This is a genomic window from Aromatoleum bremense, from assembly GCF_017894365.1.
Lineage (GTDB): Bacteria > Pseudomonadota > Gammaproteobacteria > Burkholderiales > Rhodocyclaceae > Aromatoleum > Aromatoleum bremense.
This window is the reverse complement of record NZ_CP059467.1, coordinates 3,347,414-3,369,535: the sequence shown is the minus strand read 5'-3', so window position 1 is coordinate 3,369,535 and position 22,122 is coordinate 3,347,414. Positions and strand designations below refer to the sequence as shown.

The following is a 22,122-nucleotide window of genomic DNA, read 5'->3' as shown; positions in this document are numbered from 1 at the left end:
AGGCGGCGCCGCCCGCGCCGGCCTGCCGGCGGCTTCCCGGGAGTGAAACCGCTCAGGGCGCCGCGTCCGGCTCGGCGGAAATGACGTGCCGGACCAGTTTGGCGAGCGAGTGGGCGCCCATCTTCTCCATCACCCTTGCGCGATGCACTTCGACGGTCTTGATGCTGATGCCGAGGACGTCGGCGATCTGCTTGTTGAGCTTGCCGGCGATGATCAGGTCGAGCACTTCGCGTTCGCGCTGGGTCAGGCTGCCGAGCCGGCGCGCAGTGTCGGCTTCGAGCCGGCGCTTGCCGCGGCTTTCCTGTTCGGCGGCGAGACACCGTTCGATCAGCCCGAGCATGTCGCGGTCGCCGAACGGCTTCTCGATGAAATCGACCGCGCCTTTCTTGACCGCCGACACCGCCATCGGCACGTCGCCGTGCCCGGTGATGAAGATCACCGGCAGCGTCGAACGCTGTCGGCGCAGCTCCTCGAACAGTTCGAAACCGCTCATGCCCGGCATGCGCACGTCGAGCACCAGGCAGCCGGTCATCGCCGGCTGGTATGCGCCGAGAAATTGCTCCGCCGATTCGAATGCGATCGCGTGGTAACCGCTCGATTCGAGCAGCCACACGAGTGAATCGCGCAGTGCCTCGTCGTCATCGACGATGTAGATGTTCTGGTCAGGCACGCCGGACGACTCGCTCACTGGCAACCTCCGTAGGCAGCGTAAAGGAGAAGATGGTACCGCCATCCGGGTTCGAGTCGACCACCAGGCGTCCATCGTGGAACTCGATGATCGAACGGCAGATGTTCAGCCCCATCCCCATGCCTTCGGCCTTGGTCGTGTAAAACGGCGTGAAGAGGCGTGCACGGTCGTCCTCGCCGATGCCGTGGCCGCGGTCGATGACCGACACTTCGACGGCGCTCGGTCCGAGCGCGCGCGCGCGCACGACCAGCACGCGTTCGTCGCGCGGCAGCTCGGCCATCGAATCGATGCCGTTCTTGACCAGGTTCAGCACCACCTGCTCGATCATGATGCGGTCGGCGAACACCGCCGGCAGTCCGGCCGCGACGTCCGCGACGATGCGCGAGCTCATCCGTTTGGCGTCGATCTCGGCGAACCCGACCGCGTCATCGAGCACTTCGGAAATCTGCACCGCGCTGCGACGCGGCTCGCTCTTCTTCACGAACTCGCGCACGCGGCGGATGATCTTGCCGGCCCGCTCGGCCTGGAAGCTCGCCTTCTGCATCGCCGCCAGCAGGTCTTCGCCGCGGACATTCCCCGACTGGATGCGCGTCACGCAGCCCATGCAATAGTTCGCGATCGCCGCCAGCGGCTGGTTGAGTTCGTGCGCGAGTGTCGACGCCATCTCGCCCATCGTGATCAGGCGCGACGTGCGCTGCAGGCGCTCGGCCTGCTGGCGCGAGATCTCGGCGGTCTGCTTGCGCTCGGTGATGTCGGTGGCGATCCCCATGCGCACCACGCGGCCGTCGACCCAGCGGGTCGCGCGCTCGCGCACGTGGTACCAGCGCCCCGACAGCGGATGCTGCAGTTCGCCGTCGAACAGCTCGCGCGGCACGTCGGCCGGCTTGAGGGCGCGTGGATCGAGCCGGTAGTCGCCGCGCTCGGGCTGCGGCACCGCGACGCCACGCACCGTCCGCCCGACGGCGTCGAAACCGTGGATGTTCTTGAATGCGCGGTTCGCGAACAGGATTTCGTCGGTGCCCGCGTCGGCGACGAACACCGCCGCTTCGAGCCCGTCGAGCACCGCCTCGAAGCGCTCGTGTGCGGCTTCGAGCGCCGCGCGGATGCGCTTCGGCTCGGTGATGTCGGTCACCGAGGCCATCCAGCCAGTCTGCGTGCCGCTGTTGTCGATCAGCGGCGACAGGTAGAAGCGCGCGTCGAGGCGTTCGCCGTTCTTGCGCCGGATGCGCATCTCGAAGCCCGCCCGCGGCGCCTGCCCGAGCAGCGTGAGGTCGAGGTTGTCGCTGCACAGCTGCAGGTCTTCGGGCGGCCAGTACGGAAACGGCCGCGACGCGCCGATGAGCTCGTCGGGCTCGAAACCGACCAGGCGGCAAAACGCGGGGTTCACATAGATGATGCGCCCGTTGAGATCGATCGCCCGCATCCCGGTGACGACCGACTCCTCCATCGCCTTGCGGAACGACGACTCGGCGCGCAGCGCATCTTCGCCCGCCTTGCGGCCGGTGATGTCGTGCGCGACGGCATAGACGAGCTTCTCCTCGCGCACCGGGTTGATGCTCCACGCCAGCCACTTGAAGCTGCCGTCGATGCAGCGGCAACGGTTCTCCAGGCTCACCGGCTCGCCGCCCGCGAGCCGGCGCATCTGCTCGACGGTATCCGAGACGTCGTCGGGGTGCACCAGATCGAGCAGCGGGTGGCCGGGCAGGTCGTCCGGCGCGTAGCCCAGAATCCGCTCGAACGCGGGGTTCGCGCGGCGGAACACGCCATCGAGGCCGACGATGCACAGCAGGTCGAGCGACAGGTTGAAGAGGCGGTCGCGCTCCTTCTCGACCTGTACGCGACGCTGCACGTGGGTGCGCAGCAGCCACAGGCTCCACAGCACGATCACCGACAGGCCGAGGATCATCGCCGTCGGCAAGGCCTGGGGCAGCCGGCTGCCGGTGCGGAATGCGGTGGCCCGCAACGTCAGCCCGTTGCCCGGCGGATCGAGCGGGATCTGGTATGACACACTCTCGTCGAGATCGCGCACGCCCGAATTGACCGCGAGGCTCTCGCCCTTGTCGCTGATCAGCGCGAGCCGGTATTTCTCGGCGAACCAGCTCGGCACGAGGTGGCGCACCATGCGGTCGATCGAATACACGCCGACCACCGCACCGAGGAATTCGCGCCCGCGCCGCACCGGGACATAGACTTCGAGCACCACCTTGTCACGCGGATTTGCGTAGGGCGCGCCGTAGCTCGGTCGCGAAAGTTCGCGCGCGCGGTAGAACGCCTGCGTCTGCAGGCCGGACAACCCATCGCCGACGAGCCAGTCGGTGGTGTCGAACGGCGCCGACCAGCGCACTGCCTCCTCCGGGCCGACCCACACGATGTTCACCAGTTCGCCATTGTTCGCGATGTGCTGGTTCGCGCGCACCTGGAAGCCGTCCATGCCGAGCGCGTCGGCGGCCAGGTCGCGCGCGAGCTGCCCGAGAAACTCCTCGGTGCCCTGCATGTGCAGGCGCATCGTCTGCTCCGCCCACTGAACGTCGCGCGCCACCGCGTTGCGCTCGCTCTCGGCTTCGCGCGTCTGCAGCAGCCACACCAGCGCGAGCATCGTCAGCGCGAACACGCCCACGGCCACGTACGGCGCGGTCCAGTACCAGCGGGCCCGCGTGAAACGGGGCGAATCGATGTCGTTCATGAAGGCGAAGGCCAGGGCAGGCGGCAGTTCCGGAATAAAGCGCACGGCAGCGAAAGCGTCGCCCGTTGGCTCGAGAGCATTCTTGCCGCGGCGCGTCATCGGCGACATCGGGTCTTTCCCCTACCGTTCGAGCGGATTCAGGAGGCCCGCGCCCGGGACGGCGCGATCCGGCGCTGCGGGTTTTCGCCAATTCTTGCCCAGCCGCATGCCGCGTAAATTGCGCCTTCGACGACAACCCTGGCGGACTTTCGCGTGCCACGCCTGATCCTTGCCCTATTGTGCCTGCTCGCCCTGTCGGTCCACGCCGCGCCACCGCTGCGGATCGGCGTGTCCGGCCCCTTCACGGGCGGCTCGAGCCCGATGGGCATCTCGATGCGCGAAGGGATCCGCATCGCCGCGGCTGAAATCAACGCCGGCGGTGGCGTCCTCGGCCGGCCGATCGAACTCGTCGAACGCGACGACGAGGCACGCAACGAACGCGGCGCCCAGGTCGTCCAGGAGCTCATCGAGAAGGAGCACGTCGTCGCCGGCCTCGGCATCGTCAACACCGGCGTCGCGCTCGCGAGCCAGCGCGCGTACCAGCACGCACGCATCCCGGTGATCACGTCGGTGGCGACCGGCTCGGTCATCACGAAGCAGTTCGTGCCGCCGCAATATCCGGACAACTTCGTCTTCCGCATCTCGGCGAATGACACCCTGCAGGCGGCGATGATCGTCATGGAGGCGATCGACCGGCGCGGCCTGAAGCGGGTGTCGATCTTCCACGACGCGACCAATTACGGCCAGCTCGGCCGCGAGGACCTCGAGCGGGCGCTCGCCGCACGCGGCGTCCATCCGGTCACGGTCGAACGCTTCCAGATCCGCGAATCCGACATGACGACGCAGCTGCGCCGCGCACGCGAGGCCGGCGCCGAAGCGATCCTCACGTACGGCATCGGCCCCGAACTCGCGCAGATCGCCAACGGCATGGCGCGGATGAACTGGCGCGTGCCGCTGATCGGCAGCTGGACGCTGGCGATGTCGAATTTCATCGACAACGCCGGGCCGAACGCCGAGGGCGCGCGGATGCCGCAGACCTTCATCGCCGAGCCGACGACGCCGCGGCGCCGCGCGTTCCTCGGCGCCTGGAAAAAATCCAGCGGCAGCGAGCGCATCCCGGTGCCGCCAGCCGCCGCGCAAGGGTATGATTCCCTCCTATTGCTCGCCGCCGCAATCCGGCAGGCAGGCAGCACGGAAGGCGACCGGATACGCGAGGCGCTAGAAGAACTGCGCGAGAAGGTCGAGGGAGTCATCATGACTTATCACCAGCCCTTCTCGAAGGACAACCACGAGACCATCACCAGCGTTCATGACATATTCATGGGCGAGGTGCGAAACGGCAAAGTGGTGTTCGCCTACGACGAGGATCGGCGCAGAGCGTCAGGCAAATGAGCCGGGCGCCTCCTCTCCCGTTTTACCCATCGGCCGGGGGACCTCTCCCTCCCTCCCTCTCCCCCGGCCGATTTTTTTCCGCTGCTCCGCACCCTCCGCCGTCCCGCACTTTTGCGCGACTCCGCGCCGCAGCGCCCCCTTCCGCCGGCCCCTTCGCTTGGCAGCTTCGCCCCGCGCTGCCGCGAAACACGTTCGACCTGTCCATCCGCTTCCCGCGACGAATTGCCTGCAATCCTGTTTGCAAGATCCCCGCCGCGAACCACTCGCCATGAAATTTGCTGCGCCTTTATTGCACATCACGAAAACACATTTTATCATGTGAAACTTGCCGATCAGACGCAGGGGTCGGCGATCCACGCTTCCGCCCCGACCGCTCCACAAGAGCGAAAACCGCAAACCTCAATCGATGAGGAGACAGAGAATGGCCGCTACATCGAACGTGATCCTGCAGCCCGACCAGGACAGCCAGGAAACCCAGGAATGGCTCGATGCGCTACACGGCGTCGTCGCCAACGAAGGCCCCGAACGGGCCCACTTCCTGATCGAGAAAATGATCGAGGCCGGCCGCGAGGAAGGGATCGACATCCCCTATTCCGCGACGACCCAGTACATCAACACGATCCCCGCCAGCCAGCAGCCGAAATACCCCGGCAACCCGGACATGGAGATCAAGCTGCACTCCTACATCCGCTGGAACGCGATGGCGATGGTCGTGCGCGCGAACAAGCACACCAACGTCGGCGGCCACATCGCGTCGTTCGCGTCGGCCGCCGCCCTTTATGACGTCGGCTTTTCGCACTTCTGGCGTGCGCCGACGAAAGACAATGGTGGCGACCTGATCTTCTTCCAGGGCCATTCGGTGCCCGGCGTCTATGCCCGTGCGTACATGCTCGGCCGCCTCACCGAGGCGCAGCTCGACGGCTATCGCCAGGAAGTCGACGGAAAGGGCATCTCGTCGTACCCGCATCCGTGGCTGATGCCCGACTTCTGGCAGTTCCCGACGGTGTCGATGGGCCTCGGGCCGCTGTGCGCGATCTACGCGGCGCGCTTCATGAAGTACATGGATTCGCGCGGCATGATCGAGGCGAAGGACCGCAAGGTGTGGGCCTTCCTCGGCGACGGCGAGACCGACGAGGTCGAGTCGCTCGGCGCGATCGGCATGGCCGCGCGCGAGAAGCTCGACAACCTGATCTTCGTCATCAACTGCAACCTGCAGCGCCTCGACGGCCCCGTGCGCGGCAACGGCAAGATCATCCAGGAGCTCGAAGCCGAGTTCCGCGGCGCCGGCTGGAACGTCATCAAGGTCGTCTGGGGCACGCACTGGGATTCGCTGCTCGCGCGCGACACCAAGGGCCTGCTGAAGAAACGCATGATGGAATGCGTCGACGGCGAATATCAGACCTTCAAGGCGAAGAACGGCGCCTATGTGCGCGAGCACTTCTTCAATACGCCGGAACTGAAGGCGATGGTCGCCGACTGGACCGACGACGAGATCTGGCGCCTGAACCGCGGCGGCCACGACCTGTTCAAGATCTTCTCCGCGTACAAGGCGGCGGTCGAGCACAAGGGCCAGCCGACGCTGATCCTGGCGAAGACGATCAAGGGCTTCGGCATGGGCCAGGCCGGCGAGGCGATGAACATCTCGCACCAGCAGAAGAAGCTCGACACCGACGCGGTGCGCCGCTTCCGCGACCGTTTCGAGTTGCCGGTGCCCGACGACCAGGTTGCAGAGGTGCCGTACCTCAAGTTCGCCGACGATTCGCCCGAGCAGAAATACCTGCTCGAACGCCGCATGACGCTCGGCGGCTTCCTGCCGGCGCGCGCGCGCCGCGCCGAAACGCTGCCGGTGCCGCCGCTCGCCACCTTCGCCGCGCTGCTGAAATCCTCCGGCGAGGGCCGCGAGCTGTCGACGACGATGGCGGTGGTGCGCATCATGAACATGTTGATGAAGGACAAGCAGATCGGCCGCCATGTCGTGCCGATCGTGCCGGACGAATCGCGCACCTTCGGCATGGAAGGCATGTTCCGCCAGTACGGCATCTGGAACCAGGAAGGCCAGAACTACGTGCCGGAAGACCATGACCAGCTGATGTTCTACAAGGAATCGAAGACCGGCCAGGTGCTGCAGGAAGGCATCAACGAAGCCGGCGCGATGGCCGACTGGATCGCCGCCGGCACCGCCTATTCGGTGCATGGCGTGCAGATGATCCCGTTCTACATCTTCTATTCGATGTTCGGCCTGCAGCGCACGATGGATCTGTGCTGGGCGGCAGGCGACCAGCGCACGCGCGGCTTCCTGATCGGCGGCACATCCGGGCGCACGACGCTCAACGGCGAAGGCCTGCAGCACGAGGACGGCCACAGCCTGCTGCTCGCGAACATGATCCCGAACTGCGTCAGCTACGACCCGACCTTCCAGTACGAAGTCGCGGTCGTCGTGCAGGACGGCATGCGCCGGATGTTCGCCGAACAGCAGGACGTCTATTACTACATCACCGTGCTGAACGAGAACTACGAGCATCCCGACATGCCGGCCGGCGCCGAAGCCGACATCGTCAAGGGCATGTACGCGTTCCGCAAGGGCGGCGAGTCGACGAACACGCTGCGCGTGCAGTTGCTCGGTTCCGGTTCGATATTCCGCGAAGTCATCGCCGCGGCCGACCTGCTGAAGAACGACTGGGGCATCGAGTCCGACCTGTGGGGCTGCCCGAGCTTCAACGAGCTGGCCCGCGACGGCCAGGACGTCGATCGCTTCAACATGCTGCATCCGCTCGATGCGCCGCGCGTCAGCCACGTCGAGAAGTGCCTCAAGGACACGAGCGGCCCGGTGATCGCTGCGACCGACTACATCAAGATGTTCGCCGAGCAGATCCGCCCCTTCGTCAAGCGCACCTACGTGACGCTCGGCACCGACGGTTTCGGCCGTTCGGACACGCGCGAGAAGCTGCGCCACTTCTTCGAGGTCGATCGCCGCTGGATCACGGTCGCCGCGCTGAAGGCGCTCGCCGACGACGGCCTGATCGAGCGCGACAAGGTCGCCGCCGCGCTGCTGAAGTACCAGCTCGATCCGAACAAGCCGAACCCGATGACCGTCTGAGCGCCCCAGGGAGACAACAACATGAGCGAACTCATTGAAGTGAAAGTCCCGGACATCGGCGATTACGCCGACGTGCCGGTGATCGAGCTGTTCGTCAAGCCCGGCGACACGATCAAGGTCGAGGACCCGATCGCGACGCTCGAATCGGACAAGGCGACGATGGACGTGCCCTCGACCGCCGCCGGCGTCGTGCGCGAAGTGCTGGTGCAGGTCGGCGACCGCGTTGCCGAAGGCAAGGTGCTGATCAAGGTCGAGGCAGCCGGCGCCGGAACCGCTGCGGCACCGGCAGCCGCCGGCAGCGCGGCGGCGCAGGCGACGCCTGCGAATTCCGGCGCCGCGCTGGAACAGTCGAAAGCGTCCGCCCCGCCCGCCGCCGCTGCGTCGGCCCCCGCACCCGCCCCCGCAGCGGCCGGCCGCAGCACCGAAGTGAAAGTTCCGGACATCGGCGATTTCTCGGACGTCCCGGTGATCGAGCTGTTCGTCAAGGTCGGCGACACGATCAAGGTCGAGGACTCGATCGCGACGCTCGAATCGGACAAGGCGACGATGGACGTGCCGTCATCGGCCGCCGGCGTCGTCAGGGAAGTGAAGGTAAAGGTCGGCGACCGGGTTTCCGAAGGCGCGGTGCTGATCGTCGTCGACAGCGCGGCTGGTGCGGCTGCCGCACCCGCTCCCGCTGCAACGCCCGCCGCCGCCCGCATCGCAGCCGCCGACGCGACGCCCGCCGATGCACCCGAGGCGTTCGAGCAGTCGAAGCTGTCCGCTCCTGCGTTGGCGCAGGCGGCTGCCGGCGCCCCGTCCGCGGTGGCCCTTGGCGGCAGGGTGCATGCGAGCCCATCCGTGCGTGCCTACGCCCGCGAACTCGGCGTCGATCTCGCGCAGGTCCGCGCGACCGGACCGAAAGGCCGCATCGTCCGCGAGGATGTCACCACGTTCGTCAAGGGCGCGATGCAAAGCGGCATCATACCGGGCAAGGCAGCGGCGGCCGGTGCCGGCGTAAGTCTCGGCGGCGGGCTCGATCTGCTGCCGTGGCCGAAGATCGATTTCTCGAAGTTCGGCGAGATCGAAGCGAAGCCGCTGTCGCGCATCAAGAAGATCTCCGGCCAGAACCTCGCGCGCAACTGGGTGATGATCCCGGCGGTGACCTACCACGAGGACGCCGACATCACGGATCTCGAGGCCTTCCGCGTCGCGATCAACAAGGAGAACGAGAAGTCGGGCAAGAAGCTGACGATGCTCGCGTTCATCATCAAGGCATCGGTGCGCGCGCTGCAGCAGTTCCCCGAGTTCAACACTTCGCTCGACGGCGACAACCTCATCTACAAGAAGTACTTCAACATCGCCTTCGCGGCGGACACGCCGAACGGGCTCGTCGTGCCGGTCATCAAGAACGCCGACAAGAAGAGCGTATTCGAGATCGCCGCGGAGTCGGGCGAGCTCGCGAAGAAAGCGCGCGACGGCAAGCTGGGCCCCGCCGACATGTCCGGCGCGTGCTTCACGATTTCGAGCCTCGGCGGCATCGGCGGTACGTACTTCGCGCCAATCGTCAATGCGCCGGAAGTCGCGATCCTCGGCGTCAACAAGTCGGTGATGAAGCCGGTGTGGGACGGCAAGCAGTTCGTGCCGCGCCTCACCTTGCCGATGTCGCTGACTGCCGACCATCGGGTCATCGACGGCGCGCTCGCGACGCGCTTCAACGTCTATCTCGCCCAACTCTTGTCCGACTTCCGTCGGGTCATGCTGTAAGGAGGCCGCGACATGAGCCAGATTGTTGAAGTAAAAGTCCCGGACATCGGCGATTTCTCCGATGTCCCCGTCATCGAGCTGTTCGTCAAGGCCGGTGATGCGATCAAGGTCGACGAGTCGATCTGCACGCTCGAATCGGACAAGGCGACGATGGACGTGCCGTCGTCGGCCGAGGGCGTCATCCGTGAAGTGCTCGTCAAGGTCGGCGACCGCGTCGGCGAAGGCGCGGTGCTGCTGAAGGTCGAGACCGAAGGCGCGGGCGCCACACCGGCCGGCGCTGGCGAAGCGAAGGCCATCCCGGCCGCCACGGCGCCCGCATCCGCCCCGGCTGCGACGCCGGCGCCGACCGCCGCCGCGAGGCCCGGCGCCTACGCCGGTTCGGCCGACCTCGAGTGCGACATGCTCGTGCTCGGCGCCGGCCCCGGCGGCTACTCGGCCGCGTTCCGCGCCGCCGACCTGGGCCTGAAGACCGTCATCGTCGAACGTTATGCGACGCTCGGCGGCGTGTGCCTCAATGTCGGCTGCATCCCGTCGAAGGCGCTGCTGCACGTCGCGCAAGTGATCGACGAAGCCGGGCACATGGCGGCGGCCGGCATCACGTTCGCGAAGCCCGCCGTCGACCTCGACGCGCTGCGCGCGCACAAGGACAAGGTCGTCGGCAAGCTCACCGCCGGCCTCGCCGGCATGGCCAAAGGCCGCAAGGTCGAGGTCGTGCGCGGCCTCGGCACGTTCCTCGACGCGAACCACGTCGAAGTCGAGCTGACCTCCGGCAGCGGTCAGGACAAGACCGGCGAGAAGAAGGTCGTGCGCTTCGGCCAGTGCATCATCGCCGCCGGCTCAGCCGCGGTGCATCTGCCGTTCATCCCGAAGGATCCGCGCGTCGTCGATTCGACCGGCGCGCTCGAACTGCGCACATCCGGCGGCAAGGCGCCCGCGAAGATGCTCGTCATCGGCGGCGGCATCATCGGCCTCGAGATGGCGACCGTCTATTCGACGCTCGGCACGCGCGTCGATGTCGTCGAGATGCTCGATGCGCTGATGCAGGGCCCGGACCGCGACGCTGTCAAGGTGTGGGAGAAGCAGAACGCGCAGCGCTTCGACAACATCATGCTGAAGACGAAGACCGTCGCCGTCGAGGCGAAGGACGACGGGCTGTGGGTCACATTCGAAGGTGCCGAGGGTGGCAAAAGCGCCCCGCAAGGCCCGCAGCGCTACGACATGATCCTGCAGGCGGCCGGGCGCAGCCCGAACGGCGGCAAGATCGGCGCGGAGAACGCCGGCGTCGTCGTCACGGATCGCGGCTTCATCCCGGTCGATGGGCAGATGCGCACGAACGTGCCGCACATCTTCGCGATCGGTGACATCGTCGGCAACCCGATGCTCGCGCACAAGGCGGTGCACGAGGGGCACGTCGCAGCCGAAGTCGCGGCCGGGCAAAAAGCCGCTTTCGACGCGACGGTGATCCCGAGCGTCGCCTACACGCACCCGGAAGTCGCGTGGGTCGGCTACACCGAAGAGCAGGCGAAGAAAGAAGGCCGCAAGATCGAGACCGCGAAGTTCCCGTGGGCCGCTTCGGGTCGCGCGATCGCGAACGGCGCCGACTACGGCTTCACGAAGCTGATCTTCGACGCCGAGACGCATCGCGTGATCGGCGGCGCGATCGTCGGCCCGTCGGCCGGCGACATGATCGGCGAAGTGTGCCTCGCGATCGAGATGGGCGCGGATGCCGTCGATATCGGCAAGACGATCCACCCGCACCCGACCTTGGGCGAGACCATCGGCCTGGCGGCCGAAGTGGCGCACGGCAGCTGCACTGACATCCCGCCGATGCGCAGGAAGTAAGCATCATCGCCGCAACGAGCACAGGGGGCGCCGCAGCGCCCCTGTTTGTTGCGGCACCAGCGAGGATTTAAACTCGCTGCGGGAAAAACCGATACTGGAGCAAGGAACATGACTCCGAACAACCCGGGGTCCAGGCTGAAGAACGTGCTGCGGACCGAGTGGCAGCATCTGACGACGGTCAATCGCAGCGACCGGCTGTGGCAGATGCCGTTCGCGGCGGCGTTGGCCACGGGCCTGCCGCTGCTGGTCGGCGCGTGGTTCGATCACCTGGACTACGGGCTGATTTCGTCGCTGGGCGGGTTGGTGTTCCTATATACCCCGAACACCCCTCTGTATCACCGCATGGTGTCGCTGATGGCCTGTGCCTTCGCGATGACCGCCTGCTACGCGCTGGGGGTGCTGAGCCATTTCGTGCCGGCCCTGATGATGCTGGCGCTGGTCTTCATCGCCATTCTGGTGACGATGCTGTGCCGCTTTTATGCGCTGGGACCACCCGGCAGCCTGTTCTTCATCATGGCCGCCGCCATCGGCGCGTATTCGCCGACACCGCTGCTGCAGGTGCCGCTGGTGGTGGGGCTGATCTTCATGGGTGCGCTGCTCGCCTGCCTGATTGCGTTTTTCTACAGCCTGTACGCACTACACGTGCAGGCGCCCGACCCGGCAGCCCCGTTGCCGCTGCCGACCTTCGATTTCGTGCTTTTCGATTCGGTGGTGATCGGCGTGTTCGTGGGCATCTCGCTCGCGCTGGCGCAGGTGTTGCAGCTCGAACGCCCCTACTGGGTGCCGGTGAGCTGCCTCGCCGTGATCCAGGGCGCGTCGCTACGCGCAGTGTGGAACAAGCAACTGCATCGCGTGGTGGGGACCAGCATCGGCCTGCTCGTGTCGTGGGGCCTGTTGCTGCTGCCGCTGGACAAATGGAGTATCTCACTGGCGATGATGGTACTGGCCTTCGTGATCGAGACGGCGGTCGTGAGGCACTACGGGTTCGCGGCGATCTTCATCACCCCGCTGACGATCCTGCTGGCCGAAGCCGCGACGCTGGGGAGCGGGTCGCCGGCAGCACTGATCGAGGCGCGCTTTTTCGATACCGTCCTCGGCTGCCTCGTCGGGCTGGCGGGCGGGGTTTGCCTGCACGATCTGCGCTTCAGGGCGGTCATGGGGCAGCAGATACGACGCCTGATCCCAGCTCGCCTCGTGCGTTGAGAACTCGCGCGGCCCGCATCCGCCCGTACCCGCAACCCCGGAGCCCCGCCCGCATTCACGTTCCGGCAGTTTCGGACAGCAAGGCAGCGAGCACCCCAACCGCCTCGTCGCGCGCCTCGTCGTCGCCGCTCGCCGCGAACAGCCTCGACCACTCCGGATGCACTCGCGCCCGCAGCACGAGCTCGGGAATCGCGCCCTCGCGCCATTGACGCACGTGCGGATCGACGAGCCGGATCGGGGCGATCGCGGCATGGCCGCGGGATTCGAGCGCGTCGAGCAGGCGCAGCTGGCGCAACGCCAACAGGCGCAGGATCGCGTCGTCGACGCTGAGCTCGCGCTGGCCGCGCAGCTTTTCGACGACAAGGTTGCCGAACTGGCGCACCGCCTGCCAGCCGCCCCCGGCGAGCGCGCCGAGCGCGGCCGCGGCCCCGAGCGTCAGCCCGCCGAGCATCAGGTCGATGCCGACCCCGGCGGCCGCTCCTGCCGCCGCGCCGGTACCGAGCCGCACGCCCATCGCGCGGAAGGTCTCCGGGTTGAAGAGATCGCTCTCCCAGCGACCGTCGAGCAGCGGCAGATCGCCCGCATCGACGTCGTCCGGGCGGAACCGGTAGAGCGCGAGCAACGCGTCGACGCAAGCCTGCTCGCGCCGCCGCACGCGCTCGTGCAGCGCCGCGACCGCGCGCTCGATCGCCTGCGCTTCAGTCGCGACGGCGACGCGCGCCGCGGCGACGTCGACGAGCAGCCCGGCGACGAGCCTCAGCGCCGCCGCATGCCGCGCCTGCGCCTCGCGTTCCCGGCATGCGACGAGCCGATCGAGGCCGGGTCGATGCGTGTCCACCAGCGTCGCGAGCTTCTCGTACAGGCGCCGCTCGCCGTCGCGCTCCGGTGCAACCGTGTCGAAGCGCACGACCGCATGCAGTCCGAGCCGCGCGAGCGCCTCGCGCCACGAGGATTCATTGGCCGCCGGGTCGCGCACGAAGTTCAGCACCGGCAGCAGCGGGATCGCACAGCCGCCGAGGATCGCGAGCTCGTCGCGATGCTTCGCCAGGACCGGATCGCGCACGTCGACGACATAGAACGCCGCGTCGCTCGCGAGCATCTGGCGCAGCACCTTCGCTTCCTGCTCGAAGCGGTGACCGGCCACCGGGGTCGCGAGGAAGCGCTCGATCCGTGTCGTATCGTCGAGCCGTTCGCCGCCGGGCGCCTCGATCGCCTCGAGCCGCTCGAGCAGCGCGATCGGGTCTTCGAGCCCCGGCGTGTCGTACAACTCCACGAGCACCTCGCCGTCGGCCAGCAGCCGCGCGCCTTCCACGTGACGAGTCGTGCTCGGCCGACTCGACACCTCGCCGAAACCGGTGTCGCGCGTCAGCGTGCGCATCAGCGACGTCTTGCCGGTGTTGGTGTGCCCGACGACGGCGATGCGCAGCGGTCTAGTCATTTTCGGCTCCCGTCCCCGCGCCGCGCAGCCAGTCCATCGCGTCCGCCGGAGTGCCGATGACCCGCTCGGCCTCCATGCCGATGCCATCGAGCGACTCCCGCCAGTGTGGCGCATGCCCGCCAGCGCCATCGCCCCCTGTCAGCCATACCCGGCAGTCGCCCGCGTGGCGCGACAGCTCGGCAATCAGTTCGAGGCTGCCGCGATCCGGCGTCTGGCGCGCGTCGCACGCGACCAGCAGCCGCGCTGGCGGGTCGGCCTGCAGCTCGGCGACGAGGCGCTTGCGCTGCTCGCGGCTGTCGATGACCCCCGCATCGCGCACGCCGGCCGGCAGCGCTGACGGCCATCCCGCGCCCGCCGGCAGTTCGAGTCCGACCGCCAGCGGCGCCCCGCTGCCGAGCGGGTGCGTGCCGTCCGCCCGCGGCCCTGCGAAGTGCCCTGGATCGGCGTCCGTGACGCCGATCCGCTCGCTCGCCGGCGCGAGCCGCGCGACCAGCACCGCGTAGCCGGGCAATGCCAGGTCGAGCCGCAGGCGCGCACGCCCGACACGCCACAGGACGAGACACACCGCCCACAACAGCGCCCGCGGCACGATGCCGTACATCGTCACGCAGCCCAGGAGCCACGACGACCACGCGATGCGCGCCGCCTCGTCCACGGCGGCGGCCACGCCGCTCGCGCGCACATGCTCCGCGTCTGGCACCGCGAAGCCGACCTGCGCCGGCAGCCAGCCGACGATGCGCACGAGATGCACGAACACGTCCGCCGACAGGATCGTCGTTTCCCAGGCGAAGCCGTAGCGCCGCGCGGACAGCGTCGCCAGCAGGCCGAGCAGCGCGCCGCACAGCGCAGCGAACCACAATCCGTGCGTCACCGCCCCGAGCCACCAGCGCAACAGCCGCGCGCGCCCGAGCAGGCCCGCGAGCGCCTTCGCGACGTACCCCGCTGCGGGACCGGCCGGCGACAGCCGCGTCGACAGCCACAGCCAGACGCGCCCGAGTGCACCGCCCGCATCCCGCCCGCCCAGCGACAATCCGAGCGCCCACAGCAGCAGGCTCAGCAGATGCACGCCGAGCAGGCCGCCCAGCGTCCACACGACGTTGACCGCACGCGTGCCGTCGCCCAGCACTGCGAGCGCGGCGCCGAACCCGCTCGCCAGCGCGACGGCCGACGCCAGCATCAACACCAGCCGGGAGCGCGCGCGCCACGCCGCGATCATCCCGGCCATTCCCTCGTGCTCGCCCAGCAGCAGTGCGCGGCGCACGATCCGCTCCTCGACGCCGCCGTCGATCGCGCGCACCGCGGCTACCGCATCGCGGTCGTCGAGCGGGCCGGCCGCCTCCTCGCGCAGCCGGAGCGCCTCCGCCAGCCAGCGCGATTCGAAGGCTGTCAGTCGCGTGGAATCGGGGGCAGGCATGCGCGAAATCGGGTCCGGGTCACGATCAGGACGACAGGATAGCGGATCGGCGCCCGCGATCCCCCCTGGCGCGCCGTCGGCGCGCCTTTCTCACCTTGGTCCGTGCTCAACGACAAGGCATAATCCGCGGACCCAAACCGGATGAAAGACGCTGACGATGCCCGCACCGACCCAGCCTTCGGATATCGCCCGCGAAGTCCTGCGACTTTTCGCATCGCGCCGCCTGCCGCCCACGCCGGACAACTTCCGCACGCTGTATCACGAAGTCTCCGGCATTCCCGCGCCCGACGAACCGTTCCCCGAAAAATTCGTCCGCACCCTCGCCCGCCAGCTTCCGCGCGACACTTCCGAGCGCGCGCGGCTCGCCCGGCTGCTCGACCAGGCGCTGGCCGTCGGCAAGGCGGACGTCGCCCGGCAGGCGCTGGCGGAGTATTACGACAGTCTCAAGGCCGAACGGCCACCGGCGTGGAACGAGCTGATCGCCGAACTGCTGCGCCAGTGGGAAAGCCGCCAGGCCGGCTGGACCGTCGCACGCAAGCGCGAATCGCTCGAACGCGTGCTCGCGGCCAGCGACCCGCAAACGCTTCACGCCCGCCTGCAGGCACTCGTCCGTTCCTGGAGCCAGGCCCCGGCGGAGCCCGGAACGACGTCGCCGCCCGACATGCCGGTGCAAGCTGTTGCCGCCAAGCCAGCGGAAACAGCGGCGCCCGAAGTCCGCCTCGTCGCAGCCAGCGAAACGGGCGGACTGCTCGCGGGGCTGCGCGAACTCCTGCTCCTGACGCTCGAATCGATCGCTCCGGTGTTCCTCGCCGACCAGCCCGAGCTCACCCGCGACGCGGCCGAGTTCTCCGCCTCGGTCCGGCGCGCACAGGACGCCGGGGCGCTGCAGGCCATCGCCAAGCAGTTGCGCAAGTTCGCCTACCGGCTGGAAATGCTCGCCGGTGACCGCGCCGAAGTGCACACCGGCCTGCTCAATCTCCTGCGCCTTCTGCTCGAGAACATCGACCAGATCGTCATCGACGACCAGTGGCTGCACGGCCAGATGGACACGCTGCGCGACATCGTCGGCAACCCGACCAGCCTGCGCATGATCGACGACGCCGAACGCCGCCTGAAGGAAATCATCTTCAAGCAGAGCCAGCTCAAGCACAACCATTCTGAAGCGCAGCGTTCGCTGAAGAAGATGCTCGCCGGTTTCGTCGACCACCTCGCGAGCTTCGCCGACACCACCAGCAGTTATCACGACCGCATCGAAGAGTGCGCCGACAGGATCTCGGCGGCGCGCGACATCAGCGAGATTGGCGGCGTGCTCGACGAAGTCATGCGCGAGACGCTGGCGATTCGCGACGAAGCCCGCCGCTCGCGCGACGAACTGCGCGCGACCCGCGAACGCGTCCGCGAAGCCGAAGCGCAGATGGCCGAAATGCAGCGCGCGCTCGACGAGAGCAGCCACCTGGTGCGCCACGATCAACTCACCGGCCTGCTCAACCGCCGCGGCCTTGAAGAAACCTTCGACAAGGAAGCCGGCCGCGCGCGGCGCCACCACAACACGCTCAGCGTCGCGCTGCTCGACATCGACAACTTCAAGAAAATCAACGACACCCACGGCCACCAGGCCGGCGACGACGCGCTCGTGCACCTCGCCCGTATCGTCCGCGCCAACCTCCGCCCGCAGGACACCCTCGCCCGCCACGGCGGCGAGGAATTCATCCTGCTCTACCCCGATACCGACCTCGACCAGGCGCACGCCGCGCTCGTCCGCCTGCAGCGCGAACTCACCCGCGCGTTCTTCCTTGCCGACGACAAGAAGATCCTGATCACCTTCAGCGCCGGCATCACCGCATGGAATCCGGGTGAAACGCTCGATGCAGTGCTCAAGCGCGCCGACGCCGCGATGTACGAGGCGAAGGAAACGGGGAAGAACAAGGTGGTGGCGGCCGGGATGGGCGGCTTCACCTGAAATCGGCGTAAGGCGTCAGCGGCCCTACTGGCAGGGGCAGGCTGCCTTGCCAGGGTTCGAGGGTATAGCGCAGGTAAAGCATGGCACGGCTCGGCGCGTAGTCTTCGCTGTGCTGCCACGAAAGATGGCCGCCGAGCACCAGATGATCCGACAGCCGCCGCTCGATGCTGGCCTGCAGACGCAGGCTGGTGCCGCCGCCGCTGTCGCCGGGGTTGATCAGGCGCCCTTCCTCCAGCACGTAGTCGTCCGGATTCCTGCCGTCGAACAGCTTCGCCATCATCCTGCGCAGCGGATAGAGTTCGCTATCCTTCGACTGCGCCTGCGACCAGCCGAACGACCCTTCGAACTGCACCGACCAATCGGCGTTGCGCCGCGCGTAGCTGAGCGGGATGCCTATCGAGTAGTAGTGGCGCGGGCTGTAATAGCCGCCTTGCCCCAGCGTGTATTCGCCGAGGTCGTGCCGGTAGCCCCGGTACATCACCGATACGCCAGCGCGCAGGCGCTCATCGACCCGTTCGAGGAAACGGTGGTAGTAGCCCGCCATCGCCGTACCGCGCTGATTGTCGGCAACGTTCTCGCCGCGCAGCCGGTGCAGGCCGAGGCTGGCCCAGGCGCCGCCGGCGCCGCCCTGGTCGTGGCTGAGGCCGAGGGTGAAGCCGTTCGCGGTGACGCCGCCCCAGCGGATGCCGGTCTGCGGGTCCACCGCCCCGGCATAAGAAAGCAGGGAATTGCTCAGCGGCCGGCGCGACGCCGTCAGCGTCCAGCCCAGCTCACCCCAGTCGCCCTCATGGCTGACGCCGCCCAGCCAGTTGCCGACCTCGAAACCCTGCGGCGAATGCCCGACATCGAAACTCCAGCGTTGGCCACTCCAGCCCAGCGCCACGGCGGTGCCGCGAGCGCGCTGGGCACCGTCCCGGCAGCCGGCCGGGTACGCAGCCCCGCTCTCCCGGTGGCGCCACTGCAGCGCGCAGGAACCGAATTCTTCGTGGTGCCGGCCACTGTCGTCGGTGTCGAAGCTGCCGACATCGAGGTCCACTCGTTCGGCGCGCAGAAAACCGTCGCCATCCGCGAAAGGCAGGTCGACCTGGAGGATGCTGGTCTGCGCCGCCAGGTCGGAGATGCCCGGCGTCGCATCGTCGCTGCGCCAAGCATACTCGTGGTGCACATGCACGGTCGGATTGCGTCGCTGGTAGAGCGCGTCGACGTCGCTACGCAGGCTGCCGACCAGCCAGCCATCCTCTTCGCGGGCGCGGCTGGCGCGGGTCAAGGCGCGCGGGTCGGGCGACTCGGATTGCGCGTGCGTGAGCAAACCGGCCGCCGTCATCGCCTGGGCATACAGTCCCATCGCGCGCCCGGGCTGCTGCGGCGCGAACAGGCGCGCCGCGTCGCGCAGCAGCAACGGGTCCCACTGCCCCTCCTGCACCAGTTCATCGAACAGGATGCCGGCCTCGTCCTTTGCGCCCAGGGCGATCCAGGCGTTGGCCAGGCGCCGGCGTGCATTCAGCGCTCCGGAGGGCAGTTGCAGCGGCCCCTGCCGCAGCAACGCATGCGCCTCATCGGGGCGGCCGCCGGCGATCAGGCTTTCGACCAGCCCCAGGCGCGCCTCGGCATGTCCGGGCGCGCGCTGCAGCAGTTGCCGGTAGTAGCGTTGGGCCTGCGCAGGCGCGTTGCGCTCCGCGGCCCACTCGGCGACGCGCAACAGATCCTCGTCGAGCGGATCGCGCAGCAGCAAGGCCGCCGCTTCGTCCTCGCGGCCGGCGGCGCGCAACGCTGCGGCGCGTGCCAGCAGTTGCCGGCGCTGCAGCCTCGCCGCCAGTATGCGCATGTCCTCGTCCCAGGCGGCCGGGGAAAGCCGTCCCAGCGATGCCAGCGCTTCTTCATCGCGCCCGGCGCTCGACAGGTACAGCCCGTGCGCGTAGCGTGCCTGGCGATCGTCACCCTGGCGCTGCAGGAGGCGCTGGAAGCCGGCTTCTGCAGCGGCATCGCGCCCGAGTTCGCGCTGCGCGTTGGCGAGGCGGTAAACCAGCCAGGGATCGTCCGGTGCCGCAACCGCGGCCTCTTCGAGCAGCGCCACGGCGCGCTCCCGATCCCCCCGGGCGCGGGCGGCTTCGGCCTCGCGTTCGAAGCGCTCGCGACGCAAGGCGCGCAACGAGTCGGCGAATTCGCCCCGCAGGGTTATCGGCAGGCCGGCGAGCAAGGCCTCCGCGCGCTCGGGCTGCCGATCGCGGTACAGCCGTACCATGCCGCGAATGACATCGCCGCTCGCCGGGTCGAGCCGATGCGCCTCCAGCAGCAGGCGTTCGGCTTCGGCATCGTCGCCCTGTGCCTGCGCCACCCGGCCCAGGCCAACGAGGGCGAAGGCATCGCCCGGCTTCACCCCCCGGGCCTCGCGGTACAGTCGATGCGCGGCGGCGGAATCACCGGCGTCGAGCGCCTGGTCGGCCTGCTTCACCAGCATCCAGTAGCGGCTGGTGATCATCAGGTCGCGCCACCGGCTGATCGCCGAGTCGTCCTGCTCCATGGCCAGGGCCTGGCGCAAGGCCGCATACGCCGCGTCGTGGCGCCCCAGCCGCAGCAGGGCATAACCGAGTTCGCCGTGCAGGCTGGCGTCCTCCGGATAACGGCGCAGCGCCCGGCGCAATTCCATCTCGGCGGCGGCAATCTCTCCCTGCCCCAGCAGCCGCTTGCCGCGCTGCCCGGCTTGCCAGGCCGGGTTGGCAAGCAGCCGCTGCTGGGCCTGGAGACGGGTTTGCGCGTCGCCGCGCCGGGACGAATCCGGGTAGCGCGCAAGGAACCGCTGCCAGGCCCGGGCGCTGTCGCGGCTGACCGGCAATTCGGCCAGGTAGTCGAATTCCCTTTGCGCGGCGGCATCGCGCGCGGCCGGATCGGCCGCGAGTTGCCCGAGCACCCGCAACGCTTCTTCGTTGTGTCGGGCGGCGAACAGCAGGTCGACAAGGGTTTGGCGCAGGGCGACGTTTCCCGGGTATTGCCGGTCCAGCGCGCGCAACTGTTCGATCGCTTGCCACGGCTGGACATCGATGGCGGCACGCAGGCGCCAGTATTCCAGCGCGAGCGCCAAGTCCGGCGGCTCGGTACCGAACAGCTGCTCGTAGAGCGCGCGCGCCTGCACGCGCCGGCCGCCGGCGGCAAGCAACCGGGCCTGCTGCAGCGTGCGCTGGCTGGCGGCATCATGCAGGCGCAGCAGCACTTCACCGTGCCGCAGCAGCGGCGAATCCGGTGCCAGGCGGCGCAGGCGCTCGAGCAGGCGACCGGCCTGGCCGGCATCCCGCTTTCGCAGCGACAGCCGCAGGGTCGCGAACAGGGTTTCCGGGTCATCCGGGGCGATGCGTTCGAGCCGCGCGAGCGAATCGCGCACCAGTTCCTCGCGGTACTGCGCTTCGCCGATCCTGACCTGCTCCAGCAGCCAGCGCTGCTGTTCGACCCGGTCCAGCGGTTCGGCCAGCGCCAGCCCCGACAGGCTGCCGAGCAGCAGCACCCACCCGCTCAATCTTTGCATCTGTCGATCCAGGCCGGCAGCAGCCGGCCGTCCTTGTCGAAGCGGTAGCGTCCTTCATCCCAGCCCCAGCCAAACAGGTACAGGACCTGGGCGTAGTACGCATCCGGGGCCGGCGGAGTGCGCTGCAGGCGGCCACGCTGCGCCTGCAGCGCCCCCCCCTCTCCGGTCGCCGCGAGCAGGGGCAGCAGTGCGGCAGAGAAACCTGCCGGGCCGACTCCCCGATGGTCGCCGCTGCGCGCATCGATATGTTCCGGCGGCTGGCCGAGGCGCGCAATCAGTTGCGCCATCGGCGCGAAATGCCCCTGCAACCGCTCCCGTTCCGGCGCATCGTCGGCGAGCATGCCGAGCCACAGGTAGACGCGGATGGCATCGTAGCTTCCCGCGGCGCCATGCTCCGGATCGGCCGCCCAGCCCTGCCCCGTTTTCCACTGCAGCCAGTCGGGGGCGAAGCCTTTCGGCGCCCCCGCCAGCAGCAGGCGGCGGGTGTTGGCGGCGAGTTCGCCCCAGACCGTATCCACGAGGGCGAAACGCGCCAGTTGCTGCAGCGGCAGGTAGCCGGGATTGAGACGCCAGCCTTCGGTGCCGTCGAAGCCGTAGTCGCCAGGCAGCAGCATCAGCCCCAGCCCCGGCAGCTTGCGCACGGTCTGAGCTGCGCTGCGCCAGAGCAACTGCTGCCCCAGCGCGGCGTAGTCCGCCCGCCGCCACAGGCGACCGGCCTCCAGCAGGCTGTAGGCGAGCCACAGGTCGGCGTCGCTGGCATTGTTGTCGTCGAGCACGCGCCAGTCGCCATCGTCGGCGCGTCCCCACTGCCAGGCCGGCAGGCGATGGCCGAGCTTACCGGCAGCGAGATTGTTTCCCGTCCACTGCAGCAGGCGGGCGAAGCTGTCGCGATCGTCGGCAAGCAAGGCAAAGAACAGGCCGTAGCTCTGCCCTTCCGAGGTGGTGATCAGGCGTGGCGAGGAGCGGTCGATGACACGTCCGTCCGCACTCACCATCGCCTGCTTGAACGATTCCCACGCCGGCCACGGGCAATCCGCCGCTGCGGTGACGCGCCCCGGCGCGCCCAGCAACAGGGCGAAGAGACACACCGCAAAGCTGCGCAT

12 protein-coding genes are annotated in these 22,122 nt (G+C 68.4%); 6 read left to right on the top strand and 6 right to left on the bottom strand.

Annotated features, from left to right (window positions below; genetic code table 11):
- Window positions 1-52 precede the first annotated feature (52 nt).
- Entirely contained in the window at window positions 53-688 is a 636-nt protein-coding gene (locus pbN1_RS15750) for a response regulator transcription factor (RefSeq protein WP_169203932.1), read from the bottom strand.
- Window positions 663-3,371, bottom strand: coding sequence for a PAS domain-containing sensor histidine kinase (locus pbN1_RS15745; RefSeq protein WP_169203935.1), 2,709 nt, complete (start codon window positions 3,369-3,371; stop codon window positions 663-665). Before pbN1_RS15745 ends, pbN1_RS15750 begins: the two co-directional genes overlap by 26 nt.
- A gap of 252 nt (window positions 3,372-3,623) precedes the next feature.
- On the opposite strand from pbN1_RS15745, the gene pbN1_RS15740 reads away from it, so the two are divergent.
- The 5 genes from pbN1_RS15740 to pbN1_RS15720 all read left to right on the top strand — a co-directional run bounded on the left by pbN1_RS15740 (window position 3,624) and on the right by pbN1_RS15720 (window position 12,690).
- Window positions 3,624-4,802, top strand: a complete 1,179-nt coding sequence (locus tag pbN1_RS15740; protein ID WP_169203933.1) for an ABC transporter substrate-binding protein — start codon at window positions 3,624-3,626, stop codon at window positions 4,800-4,802.
- A gap of 421 nt (window positions 4,803-5,223) precedes the next feature.
- Window positions 5,224-7,899: a pyruvate dehydrogenase (acetyl-transferring), homodimeric type gene (aceE, locus tag pbN1_RS15735; RefSeq protein ID WP_169204278.1), complete on the top strand. Its 2,676-nt coding sequence runs from the start codon at window positions 5,224-5,226 to the stop codon at window positions 7,897-7,899.
- Window positions 7,900-7,920: 21 nt separating this feature from the next.
- Window positions 7,921-9,645, top strand: coding sequence for a dihydrolipoyllysine-residue acetyltransferase (aceF, locus tag pbN1_RS15730; protein WP_210147536.1), 1,725 nt, complete (start codon window positions 7,921-7,923; stop codon window positions 9,643-9,645).
- A 12-nt stretch (window positions 9,646-9,657) separates the two neighbouring features.
- Entirely contained in the window at window positions 9,658-11,487 is a 1,830-nt protein-coding gene (lpdA, locus tag pbN1_RS15725) for a dihydrolipoyl dehydrogenase (protein ID WP_169202037.1), read from the top strand.
- A 108-nt stretch (window positions 11,488-11,595) separates the two neighbouring features.
- Window positions 11,596-12,690, top strand: coding sequence for an FUSC family protein (locus pbN1_RS15720; protein ID WP_169202036.1), 1,095 nt, complete (start codon window positions 11,596-11,598; stop codon window positions 12,688-12,690).
- A 55-nt stretch (window positions 12,691-12,745) separates the two neighbouring features.
- Here pbN1_RS15720 and pbN1_RS15715 read toward each other — a convergent pair whose 3' ends face one another.
- Entirely contained in the window at window positions 12,746-14,128 is a 1,383-nt protein-coding gene (locus tag pbN1_RS15715; protein ID WP_169202035.1) for a DUF3482 domain-containing protein, read from the bottom strand.
- Window positions 14,121-15,542, bottom strand: a complete 1,422-nt coding sequence (locus tag pbN1_RS15710) for a DUF2868 domain-containing protein (RefSeq protein WP_244856979.1) — start codon at window positions 15,540-15,542, stop codon at window positions 14,121-14,123. The genes pbN1_RS15715 and pbN1_RS15710 overlap by 8 nt, the downstream gene beginning before the upstream one ends.
- Window positions 15,543-15,699: 157 nt before the next feature.
- Here pbN1_RS15710 and pbN1_RS15705 point away from each other — a divergent pair, with 157 nt between their 5' ends.
- Entirely contained in the window at window positions 15,700-17,502 is a 1,803-nt protein-coding gene (locus pbN1_RS15705; RefSeq protein WP_169202034.1) for a GGDEF domain-containing protein, read from the top strand.
- Here pbN1_RS15705 and bcsC read toward each other — a convergent pair.
- Window positions 17,495-21,019 carry a cellulose synthase complex outer membrane protein BcsC gene (gene bcsC / locus pbN1_RS15700; RefSeq protein WP_169202033.1) on the bottom strand — a complete coding sequence of 1,175 codons (3,525 nt, stop codon included), beginning with the start codon at window positions 21,017-21,019 and terminating at the stop codon, window positions 17,495-17,497. The genes pbN1_RS15705 and bcsC overlap by 8 nt on opposite strands.
- Window positions 21,007-22,122, bottom strand: a complete 1,116-nt coding sequence (gene bcsZ / locus pbN1_RS15695) for a cellulose synthase complex periplasmic endoglucanase BcsZ (RefSeq protein WP_169202032.1) — start codon at window positions 22,120-22,122, stop codon at window positions 21,007-21,009. Before bcsZ ends, bcsC begins: the two co-directional genes overlap by 13 nt.